Consider the following 21,111-nt stretch of genomic DNA (forward strand, 5'->3'; position numbering starts at 1 on the left):
TCGCTCCCACAGGGTAGATTCGCGCGGGTCTTAGAACCGCTGCACCGTCACTGCGCCCGCCGCTCCGGCAGGCCCTGGCAGGCCATTGGCACCCGGACGGCCGCTTTTGCCACCATCAGCGGTGTAGACGATGCACCCCTTGGCCTTGCCTCCCGCGCCCGGCTTGCCACCGTGCCCCGCCGCGCCACCGGCGCCGCCGTCTACCGTCACCTTGATCTGTTCGGCCGGGTAGGCGCGGGGCAGTTCGAGGCGCACCAGGGCGCCGCTCGCGCCCGGCTGTCCATCGCTGCCGTTGCTGCCATCGGCACCGCGCCCCGCCGAGCCCCAGGTGCACCCTGGCGCCTGGCCGTTGGCGCCATCCAGGCCCACATAGCCCGGCGCTCCAGCGCCACCGCGAGCATCCACCGACAGCACCGGCGCATTCAAGGCCTCGAAACGCAGTTCGAGATTGCGTCCTGGCCGTGCGGCCTTCGTGTAGGAACCTGCCGCCCCATGGGCCGTGATCTGGCTGCCGTCGGCCAGTTCGGCCTGGGCCACTTTCATCGCCAAGGGCTGTTGAGCAGGCACGATGGCGATCCGCGCCTCGCGCCCCAGGTGCAGCTGTGCGATGGACAACTGCGTGACATTGGAAGGCACCAGCAACGTGCCGTAATCGGCCACTTCCAGCCGCTCCAGGGTCAGGACACTGGCGGTATTGGGCAGGCGCATCACGGAATGGCTTTCCACCTGGACCACTTGGGCCGAGGCCCATGGGCACACGAATAGAGCGAGCAGACACAGTTTACGCATGGGAAGCCTCTGGTGCGGTCGGGAGGGTTTGCAGGTGGAAGACGCCGAACAGCAGCACTCTGAGGCGATCACGGCCAGGCGCGGGGCGGCCACGAAAACTGGCCCGGAACCACAAGAGTTCCAGAACATGGACCGCCAGCAACAGCGCCCCGGCCAGGTTGAGCAGCAGATGCAGCGGATGGACGAACGGCAGGACGAGGTTGACCAGTACCACCAGCCAGAACAGCAGCGTCAGCAAGCGCCCCAGCCCCCAAAACACCTTCATACGCCCCCCAATCAAATATTGTTCTTTGGGCGCACAGTAACGGCTTGCATAAAGGATAAGCCAGAGGGACGAACAAATTTAATTTGCCGCCGGCCAACGACTGCAGGACCGCCCTTCTCGCGACCCGATGGCTCTGGCACAAGGCCCAGGCTTGCAGGTGCCGCTCAACCCGACAGCGCCGGATCCTTCCCGGGATGGGTAAGGAGCGCATTGGCGATACGAGCAAGGGAATGTTCAGGAGCAAGCCCCCTGTGTCACCGGCCCATGCCGATCACACAGGAGCAAAGACCCATCCGCAACTCTGCGAGCCACGGATGGCAAGCTTCAGCGGTTTATCTTGATTTCGGTGCGGCGGTTCATTGCACGACCTTCGGCAGTCTTGTTATCGGCCACCGGTTGGCTCTCGCCCGCACCGGACACCGAGACGAAACTGGCACGCGGTACGCCGCTTTGGACCAGGTATTGCACCACCGAGTTGGCCCGTTTCTCCGACAGTTTGCGGTTGTAGGCGTCACTGCCAACGCTGTCGGTGTGGCCGGTGACCCGCAGTTGCGCGGAGGATTTTTCTTGCTTCAGGCGCGTGGCAACCGAGCTCAGGACGTCTTTGTCGGCGGCCGTCAGCGTGGCTTTGTTGAACTCAAAGTGCACGTCACGGATCACCAGGGTTTCTTCCTTGGGCATCACGGGCTCTTCAACCACGGGGGCCGGGGCGGGCGGTGGGCAACCATCGGCATCGACCTGCACACCCTTCGGCGTGCCCGGGCACTTGTCGCGGCTGTCCGGCACGCCGTCACCGTCTTCGTCGCCATCGCCGTGAGCCCAGCACCAGGCTCCCGCTACAGTGCCCGCCACCAGGGCGCCCGGGCCGATCCAGGAACTGCTTTCGATGGCGCCCAATCCCGCGCCGACGACACCACCTGTGGCCGCACAGATCGGCCAGTCGGTTTTCTGCAAACCTGCGCAACCAGTCAACACGCTGGTTAGCAGAACCAGGGGTAACGCTGTCCGAACTATGCTCATCGATTTCTTCTCCTTGAGGGATCGGCCTGACGCCGATTCAGGAAAGTAAAGACCCGAGCCAGGATCTGCGCCAGTCGGGGCTGATCGTGGGGTTTTCCCCGCGTTTGCGACCGTTCGATACCTCCAGGCGCAAACCGCTCTAGGCCAAGCTGCCCGGGCACGCTATCGTGGGAGTTCTGACAGAGGATTTTTGATGACCGTTGCCATTTCTTCTCGCACGCCCCAACAAGCCCTGGCGGCCGTGCTTGACCGTTATGCCCCGCAGAAGCTGCTGCTGGTTGGCGCCAGCGACTTTCCCGCACTCGAGGCATTCCAGCAGGCACATCCCGATACCGAAGTGGTCGTTGCCGGCCCCGGCCCACTGCCGGCGGACGTAGCCGCCCGACGTTTCGACCTGGCCCTGGCCCTCGACTGCCTGGAACACTTGCCCAAGCGCGACGGTCTGAACCTGCTGGGCGGCATTCGCAATCTCAACGCCAGCCGCGTTGTCGTTCTGGCCGACCTCAATGCTTGCGGCTGGCAGGAAACGGATTTCTTTTCCCTGGCCCTGCAAGCCAGCGAACGGTTCCAGCGCGAGGAACAGGTACTGACGCTGTTTACTTACGATCTGCTTGAATACAAGCAAGTCCCCGACTGGCTCAACTCGCGTTTCTGGGCCAACCCGGAAAATTTCGGAAAATACTGGTGGTAGCTGTGAACATAAGCCTGCAGACAACCATTTGCCCCTGCGGCAGTGGCAACCCATTGGACGCCTGCTGCGGCCATTACCACGACGGTCACCCGGCGCCTTGCGCCGAAGCCCTGATGCGCTCGCGCTATAGCGCCTATGTGCTGGGCCTGGTGGATTACCTGGTGGGCACCACGCTCCCGGCCCAGCAAGCTGACCTAGACCGTCAGTCCATGAGCGAGTGGAGTACCACCAGCACCTGGCTGGGGCTGGAAGTGGAAAGCAGCGAAGTGTTCGGCGGCCAACCGGAACACGCCTTTGTCACCTTCACCGCACGCTGGCACGACGGCCAGGGGGAACACAGTCACCGCGAACAGTCCTCGTTCGTGCAGAACGGCGGGCGTTGGTACTTCATCGATCCAACCGTTGCGATCAAGGCCGGTCGCAACGACAGCTGCCCGTGCGGCAGCGGCCATAAATTCAAGAAGTGCTGCGCGAGCTACTTCAATCGTTGATTTTCGGAAACGTCCGACGTTCGTCCTTTAGTCCGTAAGGCTAGACTGGGAGTAAACCAGAGGCGCGGACATGACCCACTCATCACGCTGGCTACGCACTATCTGCCTGCTGCTTTTCGTCGAGCTCGGGGGCTGCGCGTCCTGGTGGGGTGACGAGGCGCCGGAACCGCAGGTGCACCTGGTCAAGGTCGAGGTGGTGCGGGCCCGACTGCTGGAGCAGAAGTTCACGTTGCACTTTCGCGTCGACAACCTCGGCGACAACGACCTGACCGTGCGCAGCCTGGCTTATCGCATCCACTTGGGCGACCTGTTGTTGACCGAAGGCGAGCACGAGCATTGGTTCACGGTGAGCCCCAGGCAAAGCGCCTATTTCAAGGTGCCGATCCGCACCAACCTGTGGCCGCAGGTGCGCGGATTGGTGAAACTGCTCGAAAAACCCCGGCAGGAGATTCCCTATCGTCTGGAAGGGGAGCTCGAAACCGGATTATTCATCGCTCACTACGTGCACCTTGCGCGCAATGGCGTGATAATCGCCGCCGATTTTATTGCGGAGTAACCCCGATGACCCAGCAACCTCACGTCCACGGCCCTGATTGCAACCACGATCATGACCATGGCCATCATCACGATCATGACCACGGCCACGTCCACGGCCCCAACTGCGGCCACGCTCATCAAGAGCCGGTGCGCAACGCGCTGAAGGATGTCGGCCGCAACGATCCTTGCCCATGCGGCAACGGCAAGAAATTCAAGAAGTGCCACGGGGCTTGATCTTCGCCTGTTAGATCCTCATCGCGAGCCTGCTCGCGATGAGGCCGGCACTTTCAATACCCAACCATCAGCCGGCCTCAATAATCTGCGCCGAACTGACCACCGTCGCATACTCGCCGTGCAAGTTCCCAAGCGACATGGCATGCACCTCGGCGGCCGTGCGGGCATGGCCGAAGTAATCGCTCTTGTCGAACGTGAAGCAGGCATCCTCGGCTACCCAGGTGTCGAAGCCCAGGTTCCCGGCCGTGCGTGCCGTGGATTCCACCGAATTGTTCGTCGCCACGCCCACGATCACCAGTTGCCTGATGCCTGCCTTGCCCAGGTCCTGCTCCAGAGGCGTACCGCAGAACGCATCCGGCACCTGCTTTGGCACCCGCCACTCGCCGGCCAACGGTTCGAAGCGTGGCTGGACCTCCACACCCGACTGCCCAGGCCAGAACACCGAGCCCGGCGAGCGGGACAAGTGGTGGACATGGATCACCGGTCGCGCCGTGAACCGCCAAAAAGCCAGCAGTTCCAGCATGCGCAACTCCGCCTCGGGGTTGTTACGCGGCCCGAGCCGCGGCTCAAGAATGCCTTTTTGCTGGTCGATCAGGATCAGCGCGGCGTTGTCCTGTAGCTCCATGTCAGTCTTCCCTTGTTCGACCGTGGAATGTGCGTACTTGAGCATCACCACTTCCTACAGGCAAGCCTTGGAGCAAAAGCAATGCCCCCCGGGTTTCATCGCCAAATCAACAAATAACCCCCGCTCCCGCTTGCGCGGCCCCCTCCCGCTCACTAACGTAGCGCCTTTATCGCTGCCACCCCCTCCCGCAGGAGCTTTGCCATGGCCTCGCCAGCCTCTATTTCTTCTTTTCCCCGGCTCGGCGTCGCCGCCGCAGTGGCCAGTGTGCTCGGTTTGAGCGGTTGCCAGTCCTGGAACGCCCAGGACACTGTCCTGCCCACTTCCGGCGTGCAGCCGCTCAAAGGGTTGGCGCAGAATGTCACGGTCCGGCGCAATGCCATGGGCATGCCGTTGATCGAAAGCAGCAGCTTCCATGATGCGCTCTTCACTCTCGGCTACGTCCACGCCAGCGACCGCATCAGCCAGATGGTGACCCTGCGCCTGCTGGCCCAAGGCCGATTGGCGGAAATGTCCGGCGCCGAGCGACTGGACGTCGACCGCTACATGCGCGCGATCAACCTGAAGAAGAACGCGGACGAGCTGTACAAGGCCTCCTCGCCACGACTCAAGCGCTTCTTCGAAGTCTACGCACGCGGCGTCAACGCCTACCTGTTCCGCTACCGCGACAAGTTGCCGGCCGACCTGGCCGCCAGCGGCTACAAGCCTGAGTACTGGAAGCCGGAAGATTCGGCGCTGATGTTCTGCCTGCTGAATTTCAGCCAATCGGCCAACCTGCCAGAAGAAATCGCCAGCCTGGTGCTGGCCCAGACCGTCCCCCACGACAAATTGGCCTGGCTGAGCCCGTCCTATCCAGACGAGCAGTTGCCGGTGGCCGAGGCCGACAAACTCCAGGGCATCGCGCTCAACGGCCAGGTCCCGGGCCTGAACGAACTGCGCAAGGCCTCTGACCAGTTGGCCGGGCTGAACCTGTTGAACAACGCCTCTTCGAGCAACTGGGCCATCGCGCCGCAACACAGCCGCAGTGGCAAGAGCCTGCTGGCCGGCGACAGCCATGGACCGCTGGGTGTGCCGTCGCTGTGGAGCCCGGTGCAGATCCGGGCGCCCCGTTATCAGGCCGCCGGGGTTTCGGTGGCGGGCATTCCCATGATCCTGCAGGGCTTCAACGGCAAGGTGGCCTGGAGCATGACCAGTGTCCTGGGCGACAACCAGGACCTGTTCCTGGAAAAAATCCGACGCCAGGGCAATAGCCTGTCCTACGAGGTCAATGGCAAGTGGCAGCCCGCGACCGTGCGCAACGAAACCTACTTCGTCAAAGGCCAACGGCCGATTCGTGAGGCGGTGTTCGAGACCCGCCATGGCCCGTTGCTCAACAGTGCCCAAGGTGTGGCGGCGGCCGGCGGCCTTGGCCTGGCCTTGCAGTTGCCAAGCTTTTCCGAGGACAAGACCCTGGATGCGTTCTTTGACCTGTCCCGGGCGCAGAACGTCGAGAAAGCCTCCGATGCCAGCCGCGAAATCCGGGCCCTGGCGGTGAACATGCTGTTCGCCGACGCCAACCACATCGGCTGGCAAGTCACCGGGCGCTACCCGAACCGTCGTGAAGGCGAAGGCCTGTTGCCGTCGCCGGGTTGGGAAGGTCGCTACGATTGGGACGGTTATGCCGACCCCATGCTGCACCCGTACGACCAGGATCCGGCCCAGGGCTGGCTCGGCACCGCCAACCAGCGGGTCATTCCCCACGGCTACGGCATGCAGCTGTCCAACTCCTGGGCTTCGCCGGAGCGCGGCGAGCGCCTGGCGGAATTGGCCGGCGCGGGCAAGCACGACACCCGCAGCCTGACCGCCATGCAATATGACCAGACCACGACCTTCGCCGCCAAGCTCAAGAAAGTCTTCGAAGCGCCGGGCATGGCCCAGCCGCTCAAGCAAGCCATCGACGCACTGCCGGCGGCAGACCGGGCCAAGGCCCGCGAAGCCTATACCCGCCTGATGGCATTCGATGGCCGGTTGAGCCCGACCTCAGCCGACGCGGCGATCTACGGGCTGTTCCTGCAAGAAAGCATGAAGCAGATCTTCCTCGACGAACTGGGACCGGACAGCAGTCCGGCCTGGAAGGCGCTGCTTGCCAATGGCCAACTGTCCTACTCGGCCCAGGCCGATCATCTGCTGGGGCGCGAAGACAGCCCGTTCTGGGACGACGTGCGCACGCCGCAAAAGGAAGACAAGGCTGTCATCCTCGCCCGCAGCTTGGCCGCGACCATCAGCGCCGGCGATAGCCAATTGGGCGGTGACCACAAGGCGTGGCAGTGGGGCAAGCTGCATCAACTCGCCTGGAAGAACGCTAGCGGCCAGGTCGTACGCGGCCCGATGGCGGCCGGCGGCGACGCCACCACGCTCAACGCGTCGACCTATGCCTGGGGCCAGGATTTCAACACCACCCTGGCGCCGGCGATGCGCCTTATCGTTGACTTCGGCCAGCCCGAACCGTTGATGATCCAGGGCGGTGCCGGCCAGTCCGGCAACCCGGCCAGCCCGAACTACGTCAACGGCATCGATCCGTGGCTCAAGGGGCAATACCAGAGCCTGCCCTTGCAGCCGCAGAACTTCGATCGGGCCTATGGCAAGACCCGGTTGACGTTGGTGCCGGGAAAATAACTCCTGGCTGTTCTGTTTGGACTGGAAACATGACTCTTGTGGCGAGGGAGCTTGCTCCCGCTGGAGGCGCATCCTCCCTTTGCATCATGTCATCCAGATCCAAGGGGCCGCTTCGCCCGAGCGTCGGACCGTCCCAGCGGGAGCAAGCCCCCTCGCCACATTAAGAACGCAGCCCAATTCAAAGCCCGCTCCATCCTGGTGCATTTTTTGATGTACGCTCATCACCGCGCACCCGCGCACTCCGCCGCCTGCCGTGCAAGCTTTTAAAACACTTGTTCGGCACTCTGGTTCGGAAATTGCTACCTTTATGTCGTCATACCTGTTCTGACCTTTACCGGTAACAACTTACGCGCCACAAGCGCCCATATAGGTTCTAGGGACTCAATAATGAAAAAAGCACTGCTGACCCTTTCTGCACTGGCGTTGTGCATGGCCGCCGGCGTCGCCACGGCCAAGGAATACAAGGAACTGCGTTTTGGTGTCGACCCTTCCTACGCCCCGTTTGAGTCCAAGGCCGCCGACGGCAGCCTGGTCGGTTTCGACATTGACCTGGGCAATGCGATCTGCGCCGAACTGAAGGTCAAATGCAAATGGGTCGAAAGCGATTTCGACGGCATGATTCCAGGCCTCAAAGCCAACAAGTTCGACGGTGTGATCTCCTCCATGACCGTCACCCCGGCCCGTGAGAAAGTCATCGACTTCTCCAGCGAGCTGTTCTCCGGCCCCACCGCCTACGTGTTCAAGAAGGGCTCGGGCCTGAGCGAAGACAAGGCCTCGCTCAAAGGCAAGACCGTCGGCTACGAGCAAGGCACGATCCAGGAAGCCTACGCCAAGGCCGTGCTGGACAAGGCTGGGGTCAAGACCCAGGCCTACGCCAACCAGGACCAGGTCTACGCCGACCTGACCTCCGGTCGCCTCGACGCGGCTATCCAGGACATGCTGCAAGCCGAGCTGGGCTTCCTGAAGTCGCCACAAGGCGCGGATTATGAAGTCAGCAAGCCAGTGGACAACGAACTGCTGCCGGCCAAGACTGCCATCGGTATCAAGAAAGGTAACAACGACCTGAAGGCGCTTTTGGATAAAGGTATCAAAGCGTTACACGATGATGGCACCTACGCCACCATCCAGAAGAAACACTTTGGCGATCTGAATCTGTACAGCGGCAAATAATGCGCTGCGCCCATCCGGTCGCGGGTGGGCGCTTTTTTCCTGCCAAAGGCTTCTTTCATGTTCGAACAACTCCTACAAAATCTGGGGCTCTCGGCCTTCAGCCTCAAGGGCTTCGGCCCATTGCTGATGCAGGGCACCTGGATGACCATCAAATTGTCGGCGCTGTCCCTGCTGTTGAGCGTGCTGCTGGGCCTGTTGGGCGCCAGTGCCAAGCTGTCCAGCGTCAAGCTCCTGCGCATTCCCGCTCAGCTGTACACCACGCTGATTCGCGGCGTACCGGACCTGGTGCTGATGTTGCTGATTTTCTACAGCCTGCAAACCTGGCTGACCTCGTTGACCGACTTCATGGAATGGGAATACATCGAGATCGACCCGTTCGGTGCCGGGGTGATCACCCTGGGCTTCATTTATGGCGCGTATTTCACTGAAACCTTTCGCGGTGCGATCCTCGCGGTTCCCCGGGGTCAGGTCGAAGCCGCCACGGCGTATGGCCTCAAGCGTGGCCAGCGCTTCCGTTTCGTGGTGTTTCCGCAAATGATGCGTTTTGCCCTGCCGGGTATCGGCAACAACTGGATGGTCATGCTCAAGGCCACCGCCCTGGTGTCGATCATCGGCCTCGCCGACCTGGTCAAGGCCGCCCAGGACGCGGGCAAGAGCACCTACCAGCTGTTCTATTTCCTGGTGCTGGCAGCGTTCATCTACCTGCTGATCACCAGTGCGTCCAATGTCATCCTGCGCTGGCTTGAACGCCGCTACGCCGCCGGAGCCCGGGAGGCGGTGCGATGATCGAACTTCTACAGGAATACTGGCGCCCGTTCCTCTACAGCGACGGCGTCAACGTCACCGGCCTGGCCATGACCCTATGGTTGCTCAGCGCCGCGCTGCTGATCGGCTTCGTGGTGTCGATCCCACTGTCCATCGCCCGGGTTTCGCCCAAGGCCTACGTACGCTGGCCGGTGCAGTTCTACACCTACCTGTTCCGCGGTACGCCGCTCTACATCCAGTTGCTGATCTGCTACACCGGCATCTACAGCATCGCCGCGGTGCGTGCGCAGCCCTTGCTCGACAGTTTCTTTCGCGATGCGATGAACTGCACGATCCTGGCCTTTGCCTTGAACACCTGCGCCTACACCACGGAGATCTTCGCCGGAGCGATCCGCAGCATGAACCATGGCGAGGTCGAAGCGGCCAAGGCCTACGGCCTGACCGGCTGGAAGCTGTACGCCTACGTGATCATGCCTTCGGCGCTGCGCCGCTCGCTGCCGTACTACAGCAACGAAGTGATCCTGATGCTGCACTCGACGACCGTGGCATTCACCGCTACCGTTCCAGACGTGCTGAAGGTCGCCCGGGATGCCAACTCGGCAACGTTCCTGACATTCCAGTCGTTCGGGATCGCCGCGCTGATCTACCTGACCGTCACCTTTGCACTGGTGGGCCTCTTCCGCCTCGCCGAACGCCGCTGGCTGGCGTTTCTCGGGCCAACCCATTAAGGCTTTCGCTCCAGGACACCCACGCACATGCGCCACCAGATCCATGACTTGCTGGCCCCGGTACCGGGGACCGCACGCAAGGTCCACAGCTTTCACTTCGGCCCGGAACAAGCCGTAGGAAAAATCTACATCCAGTCGTCCCTGCACGCCGATGAATTGCCCGGCATGCTGGTGGCCTGGCACCTCAAGCAACGCCTGGCCGAGCTGGAGGCGTCCGGCCACCTGCGCCACGAAATCGTCCTCGTGCCGGTGGCCAACCCCGTCGGCCTCGAACAAGTGTTGATGGACGTGCCCCTGGGCCGCTACGAACTGGAGAGCGGGCAGAACTTCAACCGTCGGTTCATCGACCTGAGCGAAGAGATCGGCAACGAAATCGAAGGCCTGCTCACTGACGACCCACAGCACAACCTGATGCTGATCCGCACCAGCCTGCGCGACGCCCTCGCCCGGCAGAACCCGGGCACGCAACTACAATCGCTGCGCCTGGTCCTGCAACGGCTGGCATGCGACGCCGACATGGTGCTGGACCTGCATTGCGACTTCGAAGCCGTGGCTCATCTCTACACCACGCCCGAAGCCTGGCCGCAGGTCGAGCCGCTGGCCCGCTACATCGGTGCCGAAGCCTGCCTGCTGGCCACCGATTCGGGCGGCCAGTCGTTCGATGAATGCTTCACCCTGCTCTGGTGGCAACTCAAGGAACGCTTCGGCGATCGGTTCGAGATCCCCATGGGCAGCTTCTCGGTCACCGTGGAATTGCGCGGCCAGGGCGACGTCAACCATGGGTTGGCGAGCCTCGACTGCCAGGCCCTGATCGAGTACCTGATCCGTTTCGGTGCCATCGACGGCGAGCCCGTGCCGATGCCCGACCTGCCGTATCCCGCCACGCCGCTGGCCGCCGTCGAGCCGGTGGCCACGCCCGTGGGCGGGTTGCTGGTCTACAGCGCCCTGCCCGGCGAATACCTGGAGGCGGGGCAACTGATCGCAGAGGTCATCGACCCGGTCAACGATACCGTCACCCCCGTTCATTGCCGTAACGCCGGGCTCATGTATGCCCGTTCGCTGCGCCGCATGGCCACGGCCGGCATGGTGATCGCCCATGTAGCCGGAACCGAAGCCTACCGCAGCGGCTACCTACTTTCGCCTTGAGGATCCATGCTCCATGTACAAACTGACCATCGAAGGCCTGCACAAAAGCTATGGCGACCAGGAGGTGCTCAAGGGCGTGTCGCTCAAGGCCAAGACCGGCGACGTCATCAGCCTCATCGGTGCCAGCGGCTCGGGCAAGAGTACCTTCCTGCGCTGCATCAACTTCCTGGAACAACCCAACGACGGCACCATGAGCCTGGACGGCCGGGCGATCCAGATGATCAAGGACCGCCACGGCATGCACGTGGCCGACGCCGACGAGTTGCAACGTATCCGCACCCGCCTGGCCATGGTGTTCCAGCACTTCAACCTGTGGAGCCACATGAGCGTGCTGGAAAACATCACCATGGCGCCGCGCCGGGTGCTGGGAATCAGCAAGCAGGAAGCCGAAGACCGCGCCCACCGCTACCTCGACAAGGTCGGCCTGCCGGCACGGGTGGCCGGGCAATACCCAGCGTTCCTTTCCGGCGGCCAGCAACAACGCGTGGCCATTGCCCGGGCATTGGCGATGGAGCCAGAGGTGATGCTGTTCGACGAACCGACCTCGGCTCTGGACCCGGAACTGGTGGGTGAAGTCCTGAAGGTGATCCAGGGCCTGGCCGAGGAAGGCCGGACCATGATCATGGTGACCCATGAAATGAGCTTCGCCCGCAAAGTCTCCAACCAGGTGCTGTTCCTGCATCAGGGCCTGGTGGAAGAAGAAGGCCCGCCGGAAGACGTGCTAGGCAACCCTCGGAGCGAGCGGCTCAAGCAGTTCCTCAGTGGTAACTTGAAATAAGCCTTGCGGCGAAAGGATCCTGTGGGAGCAAGGCTTGCCTGCGATGGGTGCGACGCTGTTTTTCAGTAATCGAGGTGCCCGCTTCACGAGCAAGCTTTGCTCCCACATGAATTCCGTGACCCCAGGGGTTTGCCTGCTGTCAGGTGAAACCGCAAGCTAACCTCACGCAACCGGCGCAGGTGGCGGTTCGTCCGGCAGGGTCGGCTCGCCAGGTTCGGTGGGTTGTTCGTTCGGGGTATCGGGATCAGGCTGGCCAGGGATGCCGCCCGCCGCTTCGACGGGGTGGGCCAGCAGGGACCAGGCGAGGACGCCGATCTGGTTGGGCTCAAGCCTTGCCAGTTCGGCACTGATTCGCGGATCGATCTTCATGGAGCAACTCCTGAGCGAAGGCCCTTTGCGCTGGCGCAAGGAGCGGGCGGTACCCCAATAGAGTATAGGCCCGCCCAGGAATTCCCACTGCTCGTCAGAATCAGGTGCGTGGCAGGGTCACGCCGCGCTGGCCCTGGTATTTGCCGCCGCGATCCTTGTAGGACACTTCGCACTCTTCGTCGGATTCCAGGAACAACATCTGTGCCACACCTTCGTTGGCATAGATCTTCGCCGGCAGGGTGGTGGTGTTGGAGAACTCCAGGGTCACGTGGCCTTCCCATTCCGGCTCCAGCGGCGTGACGTTGACGATGATGCCGCAACGGGCATAAGTGCTTTTGCCCAGGCAGATGGTCAGCACGTTGCGCGGGATGCGGAAGTACTCGACGGTACGGGCCAGGGCGAAGGAGTTCGGCGGAATGATGCAAACATCGCTCTTGATGTCGACGAAGCTCTTTTCATCGAAATTCTTCGGGTCGACGGTGGCCGAGTTGATGTTGGTGAACACCTTGAACTCGTCGGCGCAACGCACGTCGTAGCCGTAGCTCGATACGCCGAAGGAGATCAGCCGGTCGGCGCCTTCGCCACGCATCTGGCGCTCGACGAAGGGCTCGATCATGCCGTGCTCTTGCGCCATGCGGCGAATCCACTTGTCCGATTTGATGCTCATGGCGGGTTTCCTGAATGCGAGGTGGAAAAAATACGTCCGGCATCTTACCGGGCGCGGGTCCGGGTTCAAAGCGCGGGACGCAAATCTCAGCGATCCGCCATGGTTTACGGTCCCGCCGGCCAGTGCCTGCGCCGTCAGTCACCAAAAAAGAGAAACCTTCGCAAAGACCATTGGCACGTTCTGGAAAAAGGGTTAAGGTGGCGCCACTGTGCTGCTTGTGTCACTGAGAATCTCTACACGATATGTTGAATTTCGATCCAACCGTCTACAAGAATTTTTCCTGCTCTTTGCACTCAGTCTCGGCCAGGGTTCTTCCTGAGTCGCAGTTATCTTTGTTCAAGGAGTTACACCATGTCTAATCGCCAAACCGGTACCGTTAAGTGGTTCAACGATGAAAAAGGCTTCGGCTTCATCACTCCACAATCCGGTGACGACCTGTTCGTTCACTTCAAAGCTATCCAATCCGACGGCTTCAAAAGCCTGAAAGAAGGCCAACAGGTTTCTTTCATCGCTACCCGCGGTCAGAAAGGCATGCAAGCTGAAGAAGTTCAAGTTATCTAACTTGTCCTTGCTTTAGTAAAAAGCCCCGCCCTCAACAGCGGGGCTTTTTTGTGCCTGTCAATTTTTGCCAGCACACAAAAACAATCCGGTGGGGCTTGCTCGCGAAAGCGGTGTGTCAGCCAACCCTTACACTGCTGACCCACCGCTTTCGCGAGCAAGCCCGCTCCCACAGGGCTTGTAATTTGCGGGAAATTACCAGGTCACCCCAAACCCCGCCGTATAGCGCGTCTTGCTCAAGTCGCTGTCCTCGCTCCCTTCGATGACATCTTTCTCGGCCTTGAGGTTGAGCGATGCCCAGTCGGTCACCTTGTAGCGCAGCCCCATTTCAGTGTCGTAGGCGTACTCCGCCACGCCGGACAGCGGCTTGCCCACCTCGCCACTGGTAAAGAACTCGACCCGCTTGCCCACCAGGTAACGGTTGTAGTCCCACTTCACTGCCACCGAATAGAAGTTATCCTTGCCTCCATCGCGGTATTCGTAGTCGGTGTGGTTCAACAGCGAACCCAGCGAGAACGCCCCCAACTCATCATCCCAGAACTGATAGCCAGGACCGGTCCCTACCACCCGCTGGCGGGCCAGGTCTTCGACCTTGTCGCGCTTGTAGTTCAAACGGCCCTGCCAGAACCATTTGTCGGTGATGAAACGATCGAGGGAATATTCCAGCCGCCAGTTGTCGGTCGACACCACATCGTCCTGGAATTCACGGTTGTATTCGCCCTCGGCGGTGTGCCGCCAGCGGCCATGACGCGCCGAGGTCTTGAAGTCGACGTCATAATCGTCGGTGTCTTTTTCCGCCCGCCGGTAATCCAGCGCTGCGTCGACATTGCCTTTCCAGACCAGGTCCTCGACCACCGGCTTGGGCTTGAGGATCTGCTGGATACTGGCCAGCTCGACGGTCTTGGGCGCATCGCCATTGGCGAGGGTCACCTTGCCCTCCTCGGCCGCGTGCAACGCCTTGGCTTTTTCGCCGGTATAGGCGTCCTGCTTGACCAGCAGCTGCTGATCGCTTTCCAGGGTCTTGACCTGTTTCCAGTCGACGGGAATCGCGCCAGCGTATTCGGTCTGGATCAGCAGCTTGCCGCCATCGAACACGGTAATCTTGCCGCTGAGCTTGTCACCGTTCTTCAACCAGACGGTATCGGCAAGCAAGGGCATGGAGGCGCCGGTAATGGCGAGGCACAGCAGGGTTCTGGACAACATAAGCGTACAAAGAGCTCAAGTTTGCGGTGAAAAGACGGCATTATCCTAGGACGACACCTGAGCAACGACTGACCCGAGCATTTCGAATGAGTTCATTTCTCAACCAGCCGGTCAGCCATTAATCTACAGACGGTCCTTTTTCCAGGAATCTTCGATGTGACCCAGCCGCCTGCGGACGCCGAGAGCGCCGCCCAGATCCGCCGCACCACGCTCTACCTGACCCTGGCGCAAGTGCCCGCCGGCAAGGTCGTGACCTATGGACAACTCGCCGAAATGGCCGGACTGGGCCGCGCGGCGCGCTGGGTCGGGCGGACCCTCAGCCAGCTACCCGACGATACCAAGCTGCCCTGGCACCGGGTCCTGGCTGCCGGCGGTCGGATCAGCCTGCCTGCCGGAAGCGTTTCGGGGGACGAGCAGCGCGCACGCCTGCGCCTGGAAGGAATCAGTGTCCTGAATAATCGTGTTGATATTCAGCGCCATGGCTGGCGCCCGGTAGAGCACAGCGGTTAGAGTGCGCGCTTTGTTTTCGCAATTTTGAGGCAGACTCCAGCCCATGCCCCGTAAAACCTGGCGCGCCGCCCTCGCCGCCTATGCCAGTCCCTCGACGCTCGTGCTGTTGCTGCTTGGCTTCGCCGCCGGCTTGCCGTACATGCTGGTGTTCTCCACGCTTTCGGTCTGGTTGCGTGAGGCCGGCGTGGCCCGCGAAACCATCGGCTACGCGAGCCTGATCGGCCTGGCCTACGCCTTTAAATGGGTCTGGTCGCCGCTGCTCGACCAATGGCGCCTGCCCCTGCTGGGCAAACTGGGACGGCGCCGTTCATGGCTGGTGCTGTCCCAGGCCCTGGTGATCCTCGGCCTGGTCGGGATGGGCTTCTGCGACCCACAAAAACACCTGTCCTGGTTGATCGCCATCGCCGTGATCGTGGCCTTTGCCTCGGCCACCCAGGACATCGCCGTCGACGCCTACCGCCTGGAAATCGTCGATAACACCCGCCAGGCTGCCCTCGCTGCCAGCTACATGTCCGGCTATCGCGTCGCCGCGCTACTGGCCACGGCCGGCGCGCTGTTCTTCGCCGAAGGGTTCGGCTCCACGGGCTTCAACTATAAACACTCGGCCTGGACCGGAACGTACCTGCTGTTCGGGGTGCTGATGGTCCCGGCGCTGCTGACCTCGCTGTTCATGCGCGAACCGCCGGTGCCGTTGCGCACCCAACTGCAGGCCGGACGCTATAAGTTCGTCCACCAACTGGCGTCGGTGTTCGTGCTTATCGTGCTGCTGGTCTCCGTGCCGGCCATGTTCACCCAGCTCTATTACACCGACTTCGCCAGCGTCCTGTTCGAAGGCGTCAGCCTGCTTGACCTGCTACTCGAAGACCGCGCCTTCCTGCGGGCCATCCTGTACATCCTGCTGACCGCCCTGTGCCTGTCGGGCATGGGCCGGCGCGGACTGGCACCGGTGCTGACCCCCGTCAACGACTTCATCCTGCGTTACCGCTGGCAGGCCCTGCTGCTGCTCGGGCTGATCGCAACCTATCGGATGTCCGACACGGTCATGGGCGTCATGGCCAACGTGTTCTACATCGACCAGGGTTTCACCAAGGACCAGATCGCCAGCATCAGCAAGATTTTCGGGTTGATCATGACTCTCGTCGGCGCCGGCATGGGCGGTCTGCTGATCGTGCGCTTCGGCATCCTGCCGATCCTGTTCATCGGCGGCGTCGCCTCGGCTGCCACCAACATCCTGTTCCTGATGCTGGCCGACATGGGCGCCAACCTGAAGATGCTGATCGTCACCATCTCCCTGGACAACTTCAGCTCCGGCCTGGCCACCTCGGCCTTCGTCGCCTACCTGTCGAGTCTGACCAACCTGAAGTTCTCCGCCACCCAGTACGCCCTGCTCAGCTCGATCATGCTGCTGCTTCCCCGCTTGATCGGGGGCTATTCCGGGGTCATGGTGGAGAAATTCGGCTACCACAACTTCTTCCTGATCACCGCGTTGCTCGGCGTCCCGACCCTGATCCTGATCGCCCTGCACTGGTATCAGGAAAATCGCCGCAAGGGCTCGACCGTCGCTACGGAAACGACGCCGACCCGGCCCGCAGAAGAAACACAGGAAACCTCGTAGGAAACGTCAGAAAACCTCGACGAAACCGGCGCTTGCGTCCGACCACGGGCCACGCGCCTGTACGCCGGGGCATCTCGCCCGTACAATGCTCCGTCACTTCCCGTCATCAGCAACCGACAACGGCCAACCATGCGCACCAGTCAATTTTTGCTCGCCACACTCAAAGAAACGCCTTCCGACGCCGTCGTGATCAGCCACCAGCTGATGCTGCGTGCCGGCATGATCCGCAAACTCGCCTCGGGCCTGTACACCTGGCTGCCGATGGGCTTGCGAGTGATGCGCAAGGTGGAAGCCATCGTACGCGAGGAAATGAATGCCGCTGGCTGCCTGGAAGTGTTGATGCCGGGCACCCAGCCAGCCGAGTTGTGGCAGGAGTCGGGGCGCTGGGAAGAGTATGGCCCGGAGCTGCTGCGCATCAAGGACCGCCATGGTCGTGATTTCTGCGCCGGCCCGACCCACGAAGAAGTGATCACCGACCTGATGCGCAACGAGCTGAGCAGCTACAAGCAGTTGCCCATCAACCTGTATCAGATCCAGACCAAGTTCCGTGATGAGATCCGTCCACGCTTCGGCCTGATGCGCGGTCGCGAATTCATCATGAAGGATGCCTACTCGTTCCACGCCGACCTGGCGTCGCTGCAGGTGACCTACGACCGCATGCACGAGGCGTACTGCAACGTGTTCACGCGCCTGGGCCTGAAATTCCGCCCGGTCGAAGCCGACAACGGCTCCATCGGCGGTGCTGGGTCCCACGAGTTCCACGTACTGGCCGAATCCGGCGAAGACGACATTGTCTTCAGCAACGGCTCCGACTACGCCGCGAACATCGAGAAAGCCGAAGCCGTGCCACGGGAAACCTCCCGTCCGGCGCCGACCGAAGCCTTGCGCCTGGTCGACACCCCGAACGCCAAGACCATCGCCCAACTGGTGGAAGGCTACGACCTGCCGATCGAACGCACCATCAAGACCCTGATCGTCCACGCCGAGGAAGCGGGCAAGCTGATCGCCCTGATCGTACGCGGCGATCATGAACTGAACGAAATCAAGGCCGCCAACCAGCCAGGCGTTGCCAGCCCGCTGGTCATGGCCTCCGATGCCGAACTGCGCGACGCCATTGGCGCCGGCGCCGGTTCCCTCGGCCCGCTGAACCTGCCGTTGCCGATCATCATCGACCGCTCGGTAGCGCTGATGAGCGACTTCGCCATCGGTGCCAACATCGACGACAAGCACTACTTCGGCGTGAACTGGGAGCGCGACCTGCCGGTCCCGACCATCGCGGACCTGCGCAACGTCGTGGCCGGCGACCCGAGCCCGGACGGCAAGGGCGTCCTGGAAATCAAGCGCGGCATCGAAGTCGGGCACATCTTCCAGCTGGGCAACAAGTACAGCAAGGCGATGAAATGCGAAGTGCTGGGCGAGAGCGGCAAGCCGGTCACCCTGGAAATGGGCTGCTACGGCATTGGCGTCTCCCGCGTGGTAGCGGCCGCCATCGAGCAGAACAACGACGAGAAAGGCATTATCTGGAGCGACACCCTGGCGCCGTTCCAGATCGCCCTGGTACCGCTGCGCTACGAAACCGACCTGGTTCGCGAAGCAACCGACAAGCTCTACGCCGAACTGACGGCCGCCGGCTTCGAAGTGCTGCTCGACGACCGCGACAAGAAAACCAGCCCGGGCATCAAGTTCGCCGACATGGAGCTGATCGGCATCCCGCATCGGATCGTCGTCAGTGACCGTGGCCTGGCCGAAGGCAATCTGGAATACAAGAGCCGCACCGAGGCCGAGCCGCAAGCGCTGCCGGTTGCCGATGTGCTGTCTTTCCTCCAGGCCCGTATCCGCCGCTGACACCAGATAGAGACGTCATGTTCAAGCGAAACACCTTAGGCCTCGGGGGCGCCGCGCTGTGCGGCGCCCTGCTGGTCAGCGGCTGTGCCAACCACATGTCGCAGCGCAGCGAGCACGAAGAGCGGGTCGAGCGCAAACTGATCGACCATAGCCTGCAGATCGACGTGGGTGAACCCAAGGTGCTCGACTTGCCGCAACGTCGGGTACGGATCAACGAACAGAAGACCTTCGAGGTCACCGAGTTCGAAGTCACCCGTCATTACGATCGCTACACACCTTACCAACCCTGGCGGGAACTCTACGAGATCCCGCTCGGCGCGGTGGCCGTGGTGGCCGGCGTCGGCGCGAACGTGGCTAACGTGTTCGCCCTCGGCAACCTGCCGGACAGCATGACCCGTGACTGGCTCAGCTACGGCGTCGCCGGGCTCAACCCGTTCATGAACGCGCCCTCTCACGGTCGCGCCCAGCAGAACCTGGCAGGCATTGACGAGGTCCAGCGCGACAAGCGCACGGAACACTCGAGCCTGCCCTGGAGTGAGCGCCCGGTAGAGGTCAAGGCCGCACGGCAGACATTCGAGCTGAGCACCGATCGCAATGGCGTGTTACGCCTGAACCTGCTGGAGAGCCCGTTCGCCGAGCAGGACCTGAGCCAGTTCGGCAAATTGCAGATCAGCGTGACGGACGCCCAGGACGAGGTGCACACCGACTCGTCCCTGAGTATCAGCAGCACCTTGCGCAGCAAGCTGGTGGAAGCCCACACCCTGATCTACGACGACCTGGAAGACGACGAAGTGAGCCAGTGGGTCCACCGGGTCAAGCGCCTGTCGCAACTGGGGCTGGAAGAAGAAGCCAGCGAGCTGGAACAGAGCCTGATCGAACTGACCCGCAATGACCCGGAGCTGCAAGCCGAGTTCATGAAGGCGCTGACCAAGGATGGCGGGCGGTTAGTGGCGGATCCTGGCGCTCACTGAGCCCCCCCAGAATACTGTGTGGAACAAGGCTTGTGGGAGCAAAGTTGCTCCCACAGGATGTCCTCGCGACCAACAGCAGCCTCACCGCTCAAACAACTCCAACTGCTCGAACCCACCGCGCAGATCCTCCAGCCGTACACCTATCCCCAGCAACCGCACCGGCTTTGCGCCCCGGTTGAATGCCTGGGTCAATAACAACTGGTAACTGCCCAAGTCCCGCCCTGCCCCGGCCTGCTCCAGCGTGGTCTGGGTGAAGTCATGGAATTTCACTTTGACAAACGGCTTGCCGGGTCGATAACTGCTGTCGATCCGCGCCATGCGCCCACTCAGGGTTTGCATCAACTCCGGCAGTTTTTCGAGGCAGCTCGCCAGGTCGGGCAAGTCGACGTCGTAGGTGTTTTCCACGCTGATGGACTGTCGCCGGCTATCGTTATGCACCAGGCGCTCGTCGATCCCGCGGGCCAGGCTCCAGAGCCGCTCACCGAAACTGCCGAATTCGCGCACCAACGCCAGCTTGTCCCACTCGCGCAATTGCAGGCAATCGCCAATGCCAAGCCGATTCAACTTGTCGGCGGTGACTTTGCCGACGCCATGGAGCTTGCTCACCGACAGGGCTGCGACAAAATCCTCGACCTGGTCCGGCGTGATGACGAACAAGCCGTTGGGCTTTTTCCAGTCGCTGGCAATCTTGGCCAGGAACTTGTTCGGCGCGACGCCGGCAGACACCGTGATATGCAGCTGGTTGGACACGCGCCGGCGGATATCCTGGGCGATGCGGGTGGCGCTGCCACCAAAATGAGCGCTGGCGGAAACGTCCAGGTAGGCCTCGTCCAGCGACAGCGGTTCAATCAAATCGGTGTAATCGCTGAAAATCGTATGAATTTCCTTCGAAGCTTCCCGATAGGCGTCCATTCGCGGCCGCACGATGGTCAGGTCCGGACAGAGCTTCAAGGCGTGGCCGGAGGACATGGCCGAGCGCACCCCGTAGGCCCGTGCTTCGTAGTTACAGGTGGCAACCACACCGCGTCGGTCCGCCGAGCCTCCCACCGCGAGGGGCTTACCGGCCAACCGCGGGTCATCGCGCATCTCGATAGCGGCGTAGAAGCAGTCACAGTCGACGTGGATGATCTTGCGTTGTGTCATGGGAAAAGCGGCATGCGCGGCAGATCGGGTCGCCAGTATCTCACCCGCACCTGTATATAGCACCAGTAGTTTGAAAGATCCTTCAATGATGAGGAAAAAAGCCTACGAAGAATTTATTTCTTCAATCGTCGCGCCTCGTCCAATAGAGCGCAAACCCTTGCCCTGCTTGCTTCACAGCGCCATCACAACGTCCCGGCTTCAGGCTAAGCACTTGAAGCTGAACAGGTTTTTCTTGCCCTGGGGTTGACAGTCTCGCGATCCTCTGTAGAATGCCACCTCACAGACGCGGGATGGAGCAGCCTGGTAGCTCGTCGGGCTCATAACCCGAAGGTCGTCGGT

The 21,111-nt window shown here is 61.9% G+C and carries 23 protein-coding genes; 15 read left to right on the forward strand and 8 right to left on the reverse strand.

Annotated elements, in window-relative coordinates; translation table 11 throughout:
* Window positions 1-30: 30 nt before the first annotated feature.
* The 3 genes from ACODSJ_RS18600 to ACODSJ_RS18610 all read right to left on the reverse strand — a co-directional run bounded on the left by ACODSJ_RS18600 (window position 31) and on the right by ACODSJ_RS18610 (window position 2,074).
* Entirely contained in the window at window positions 31-789 is a 759-nt protein-coding gene (locus ACODSJ_RS18600; protein ID WP_489103129.1) for a collagen-like protein, read from the reverse strand.
* Window positions 782-1,054 carry a DUF1145 domain-containing protein gene (locus tag ACODSJ_RS18605; RefSeq protein ID WP_489103130.1) on the reverse strand — a complete coding sequence of 91 codons (273 nt, stop codon included), beginning with the start codon at window positions 1,052-1,054 and terminating at the stop codon, window positions 782-784. The genes ACODSJ_RS18600 and ACODSJ_RS18605 overlap by 8 nt, the downstream gene beginning before the upstream one ends.
* Window positions 1,055-1,378: 324 nt before the next feature.
* A complete protein-coding gene (locus ACODSJ_RS18610; protein WP_489103131.1) occupies window positions 1,379-2,074 on the reverse strand; it encodes a PA1041 family peptidoglycan-binding anchor lipoprotein in 696 nt (231 codons plus the stop codon).
* Between the two features lie 193 nt (window positions 2,075-2,267).
* Between ACODSJ_RS18610 and ACODSJ_RS18615 the strand changes: the two genes are divergently transcribed.
* The 4 genes from ACODSJ_RS18615 (at window position 2,268) to ACODSJ_RS18630 (ending at window position 4,027) form a co-directional block, all read left to right on the forward strand.
* Entirely contained in the window at window positions 2,268-2,765 is a 498-nt protein-coding gene (locus tag ACODSJ_RS18615) for a DUF6231 family protein (RefSeq protein WP_489103132.1), read from the forward strand.
* Between the two features lie 14 nt (window positions 2,766-2,779).
* Window positions 2,780-3,256, forward strand: a complete 477-nt coding sequence (locus ACODSJ_RS18620; protein WP_489103147.1) for a YchJ family protein — start codon at window positions 2,780-2,782, stop codon at window positions 3,254-3,256.
* Window positions 3,257-3,326: 70 nt separating this feature from the next.
* Window positions 3,327-3,812 (forward strand): LEA/WHy family protein, encoded by a 486-nt coding sequence (locus tag ACODSJ_RS18625; protein WP_489103133.1) that lies wholly within the window; start codon window positions 3,327-3,329, stop codon window positions 3,810-3,812.
* A gap of 5 nt (window positions 3,813-3,817) precedes the next feature.
* Window positions 3,818-4,027: an SEC-C metal-binding domain-containing protein gene (locus tag ACODSJ_RS18630; protein WP_489103134.1), complete on the forward strand. Its 210-nt coding sequence runs from the start codon at window positions 3,818-3,820 to the stop codon at window positions 4,025-4,027.
* A gap of 67 nt (window positions 4,028-4,094) precedes the next feature.
* Here ACODSJ_RS18630 and ACODSJ_RS18635 read toward each other — a convergent pair whose 3' ends face one another.
* Window positions 4,095-4,652, reverse strand: a complete 558-nt coding sequence (locus ACODSJ_RS18635; RefSeq protein ID WP_489103148.1) for a cysteine hydrolase family protein — start codon at window positions 4,650-4,652, stop codon at window positions 4,095-4,097.
* Between the two features lie 201 nt (window positions 4,653-4,853).
* Between ACODSJ_RS18635 and ACODSJ_RS18640 the strand changes: the two genes are divergently transcribed.
* The 6 genes from ACODSJ_RS18640 (at window position 4,854) to ACODSJ_RS18665 (ending at window position 11,891) form a co-directional block, all read left to right on the forward strand.
* Entirely contained in the window at window positions 4,854-7,304 is a 2,451-nt protein-coding gene (locus tag ACODSJ_RS18640; protein ID WP_489103135.1) for a penicillin acylase family protein, read from the forward strand.
* 387 nt (window positions 7,305-7,691) lie between these two features.
* Complete coding sequence (locus ACODSJ_RS18645) at window positions 7,692-8,474, forward strand: transporter substrate-binding domain-containing protein (RefSeq protein ID WP_489103136.1); 783 nt, start codon at window positions 7,692-7,694, stop codon at window positions 8,472-8,474.
* 57 nt (window positions 8,475-8,531) lie between these two features.
* The gene (locus ACODSJ_RS18650) at window positions 8,532-9,260 is read left to right on the forward strand and encodes an ABC transporter permease (RefSeq protein WP_489103137.1); all 729 of its coding nucleotides are present in this window, start codon (window positions 8,532-8,534) and stop codon (window positions 9,258-9,260) included.
* The gene (locus tag ACODSJ_RS18655; protein WP_489103138.1) at window positions 9,257-9,967 is read left to right on the forward strand and encodes an ABC transporter permease; all 711 of its coding nucleotides are present in this window, start codon (window positions 9,257-9,259) and stop codon (window positions 9,965-9,967) included. Before ACODSJ_RS18650 ends, ACODSJ_RS18655 begins: the two co-directional genes overlap by 4 nt.
* A 27-nt stretch (window positions 9,968-9,994) precedes the next feature.
* A complete protein-coding gene (locus tag ACODSJ_RS18660) occupies window positions 9,995-11,113 on the forward strand; it encodes a succinylglutamate desuccinylase/aspartoacylase family protein (protein WP_489103139.1) in 1,119 nt (372 codons plus the stop codon).
* Window positions 11,114-11,126: 13 nt separating this feature from the next.
* On the forward strand, window positions 11,127-11,891 hold the full coding sequence (locus ACODSJ_RS18665) for an ABC transporter ATP-binding protein (RefSeq protein ID WP_489103140.1): 765 nt from the start codon (window positions 11,127-11,129) through the stop codon (window positions 11,889-11,891).
* 162 nt (window positions 11,892-12,053) lie between these two features.
* On the opposite strand, the gene ACODSJ_RS18670 is transcribed toward ACODSJ_RS18665, so the two are convergent.
* Window positions 12,054-12,260 (reverse strand): hypothetical protein, encoded by a 207-nt coding sequence (locus tag ACODSJ_RS18670; protein ID WP_072387785.1) that lies wholly within the window; start codon window positions 12,258-12,260, stop codon window positions 12,054-12,056.
* 100 nt (window positions 12,261-12,360) lie between these two features.
* Complete coding sequence (gene dcd, locus ACODSJ_RS18675; RefSeq protein WP_017126297.1) at window positions 12,361-12,927, reverse strand: dCTP deaminase; 567 nt, start codon at window positions 12,925-12,927, stop codon at window positions 12,361-12,363.
* A 351-nt stretch (window positions 12,928-13,278) separates the two neighbouring features.
* Between dcd and ACODSJ_RS18680 the strand changes: the two genes are divergently transcribed.
* A complete protein-coding gene (locus ACODSJ_RS18680; protein ID WP_002554837.1) occupies window positions 13,279-13,488 on the forward strand; it encodes a cold-shock protein in 210 nt (69 codons plus the stop codon).
* A gap of 192 nt (window positions 13,489-13,680) precedes the next feature.
* Here ACODSJ_RS18680 and ACODSJ_RS18685 read toward each other — a convergent pair whose 3' ends face one another.
* Complete coding sequence (locus tag ACODSJ_RS18685) at window positions 13,681-14,688, reverse strand: DUF481 domain-containing protein (protein ID WP_489103141.1); 1,008 nt, start codon at window positions 14,686-14,688, stop codon at window positions 13,681-13,683.
* Window positions 14,689-14,835: 147 nt separating this feature from the next.
* On the opposite strand from ACODSJ_RS18685, the gene ACODSJ_RS18690 reads away from it, so the two are divergent.
* The 4 genes from ACODSJ_RS18690 to ACODSJ_RS18705 all read left to right on the forward strand — a co-directional run bounded on the left by ACODSJ_RS18690 (window position 14,836) and on the right by ACODSJ_RS18705 (window position 19,629).
* Window positions 14,836-15,198 (forward strand): MGMT family protein, encoded by a 363-nt coding sequence (locus tag ACODSJ_RS18690; protein ID WP_489103149.1) that lies wholly within the window; start codon window positions 14,836-14,838, stop codon window positions 15,196-15,198.
* A 43-nt stretch (window positions 15,199-15,241) separates the two neighbouring features.
* Window positions 15,242-16,813 carry an AmpG family muropeptide MFS transporter gene (locus tag ACODSJ_RS18695; protein ID WP_489103142.1) on the forward strand — a complete coding sequence of 524 codons (1,572 nt, stop codon included), beginning with the start codon at window positions 15,242-15,244 and terminating at the stop codon, window positions 16,811-16,813.
* A 129-nt stretch (window positions 16,814-16,942) separates the two neighbouring features.
* The gene (locus tag ACODSJ_RS18700) at window positions 16,943-18,658 is read left to right on the forward strand and encodes a proline--tRNA ligase (protein ID WP_489103143.1); all 1,716 of its coding nucleotides are present in this window, start codon (window positions 16,943-16,945) and stop codon (window positions 18,656-18,658) included.
* Window positions 18,659-18,675: 17 nt separating this feature from the next.
* Window positions 18,676-19,629, forward strand: a complete 954-nt coding sequence (locus ACODSJ_RS18705) for a hypothetical protein (RefSeq protein ID WP_489103144.1) — start codon at window positions 18,676-18,678, stop codon at window positions 19,627-19,629.
* Window positions 19,630-19,710: 81 nt separating this feature from the next.
* Here the strand turns inward: ACODSJ_RS18705 and dinB are convergent, their stop codons facing one another.
* Window positions 19,711-20,772, reverse strand: coding sequence for a DNA polymerase IV (gene dinB, locus ACODSJ_RS18710; protein WP_489103145.1), 1,062 nt, complete (start codon window positions 20,770-20,772; stop codon window positions 19,711-19,713).
* Window positions 20,773-21,111: the final 339 nt, after the last annotated feature.

Source organism: Pseudomonas sp. FG6, from assembly GCF_057809015.1.

Excerpts from the sequence above, each read along its gene's own strand:
- ACODSJ_RS18600 (WP_489103129.1), bottom strand. The coding sequence starts at position 789 with ATGCGTAAACTGTGTCTGCTCGCTCTATTCGTGTGCCCATGGGCCTCG.
- ACODSJ_RS18605 (WP_489103130.1), bottom strand. The coding sequence starts at position 1,054 with ATGAAGGTGTTTTGGGGGCTGGGGCGCTTGCTGACGCTGCTGTTCTGG.
- ACODSJ_RS18610 (WP_489103131.1), bottom strand. The coding sequence starts at position 2,074 with ATGAGCATAGTTCGGACAGCGTTACCCCTGGTTCTGCTAACCAGCGTG.
- ACODSJ_RS18615 (WP_489103132.1), top strand. The coding sequence starts at position 2,268 with ATGACCGTTGCCATTTCTTCTCGCACGCCCCAACAAGCCCTGGCGGCC.
- ACODSJ_RS18625 (WP_489103133.1), top strand. The coding sequence starts at position 3,327 with ATGACCCACTCATCACGCTGGCTACGCACTATCTGCCTGCTGCTTTTC.
- ACODSJ_RS18630 (WP_489103134.1), top strand. The coding sequence starts at position 3,818 with ATGACCCAGCAACCTCACGTCCACGGCCCTGATTGCAACCACGATCAT.
- ACODSJ_RS18635 (WP_489103148.1), bottom strand. The coding sequence starts at position 4,652 with ATGGAGCTACAGGACAACGCCGCGCTGATCCTGATCGACCAGCAAAAA.
- ACODSJ_RS18640 (WP_489103135.1), top strand. The coding sequence starts at position 4,854 with ATGGCCTCGCCAGCCTCTATTTCTTCTTTTCCCCGGCTCGGCGTCGCC.
- ACODSJ_RS18645 (WP_489103136.1), top strand. The coding sequence starts at position 7,692 with ATGAAAAAAGCACTGCTGACCCTTTCTGCACTGGCGTTGTGCATGGCC.
- ACODSJ_RS18650 (WP_489103137.1), top strand. The coding sequence starts at position 8,532 with ATGTTCGAACAACTCCTACAAAATCTGGGGCTCTCGGCCTTCAGCCTC.
- ACODSJ_RS18655 (WP_489103138.1), top strand. The coding sequence starts at position 9,257 with ATGATCGAACTTCTACAGGAATACTGGCGCCCGTTCCTCTACAGCGAC.
- ACODSJ_RS18660 (WP_489103139.1), top strand. The coding sequence starts at position 9,995 with ATGCGCCACCAGATCCATGACTTGCTGGCCCCGGTACCGGGGACCGCA.
- ACODSJ_RS18665 (WP_489103140.1), top strand. The coding sequence starts at position 11,127 with ATGTACAAACTGACCATCGAAGGCCTGCACAAAAGCTATGGCGACCAG.
- ACODSJ_RS18670 (WP_072387785.1), bottom strand. The coding sequence starts at position 12,260 with ATGAAGATCGATCCGCGAATCAGTGCCGAACTGGCAAGGCTTGAGCCC.
- dcd (WP_017126297.1), bottom strand. The coding sequence starts at position 12,927 with ATGAGCATCAAATCGGACAAGTGGATTCGCCGCATGGCGCAAGAGCAC.
- ACODSJ_RS18680 (WP_002554837.1), top strand. The coding sequence starts at position 13,279 with ATGTCTAATCGCCAAACCGGTACCGTTAAGTGGTTCAACGATGAAAAA.
- ACODSJ_RS18685 (WP_489103141.1), bottom strand. The coding sequence starts at position 14,688 with ATGTTGTCCAGAACCCTGCTGTGCCTCGCCATTACCGGCGCCTCCATG.
- ACODSJ_RS18695 (WP_489103142.1), top strand. The coding sequence starts at position 15,242 with ATGCCCCGTAAAACCTGGCGCGCCGCCCTCGCCGCCTATGCCAGTCCC.
- ACODSJ_RS18700 (WP_489103143.1), top strand. The coding sequence starts at position 16,943 with ATGCGCACCAGTCAATTTTTGCTCGCCACACTCAAAGAAACGCCTTCC.
- ACODSJ_RS18705 (WP_489103144.1), top strand. The coding sequence starts at position 18,676 with ATGTTCAAGCGAAACACCTTAGGCCTCGGGGGCGCCGCGCTGTGCGGC.
- dinB (WP_489103145.1), bottom strand. The coding sequence starts at position 20,772 with ATGACACAACGCAAGATCATCCACGTCGACTGTGACTGCTTCTACGCC.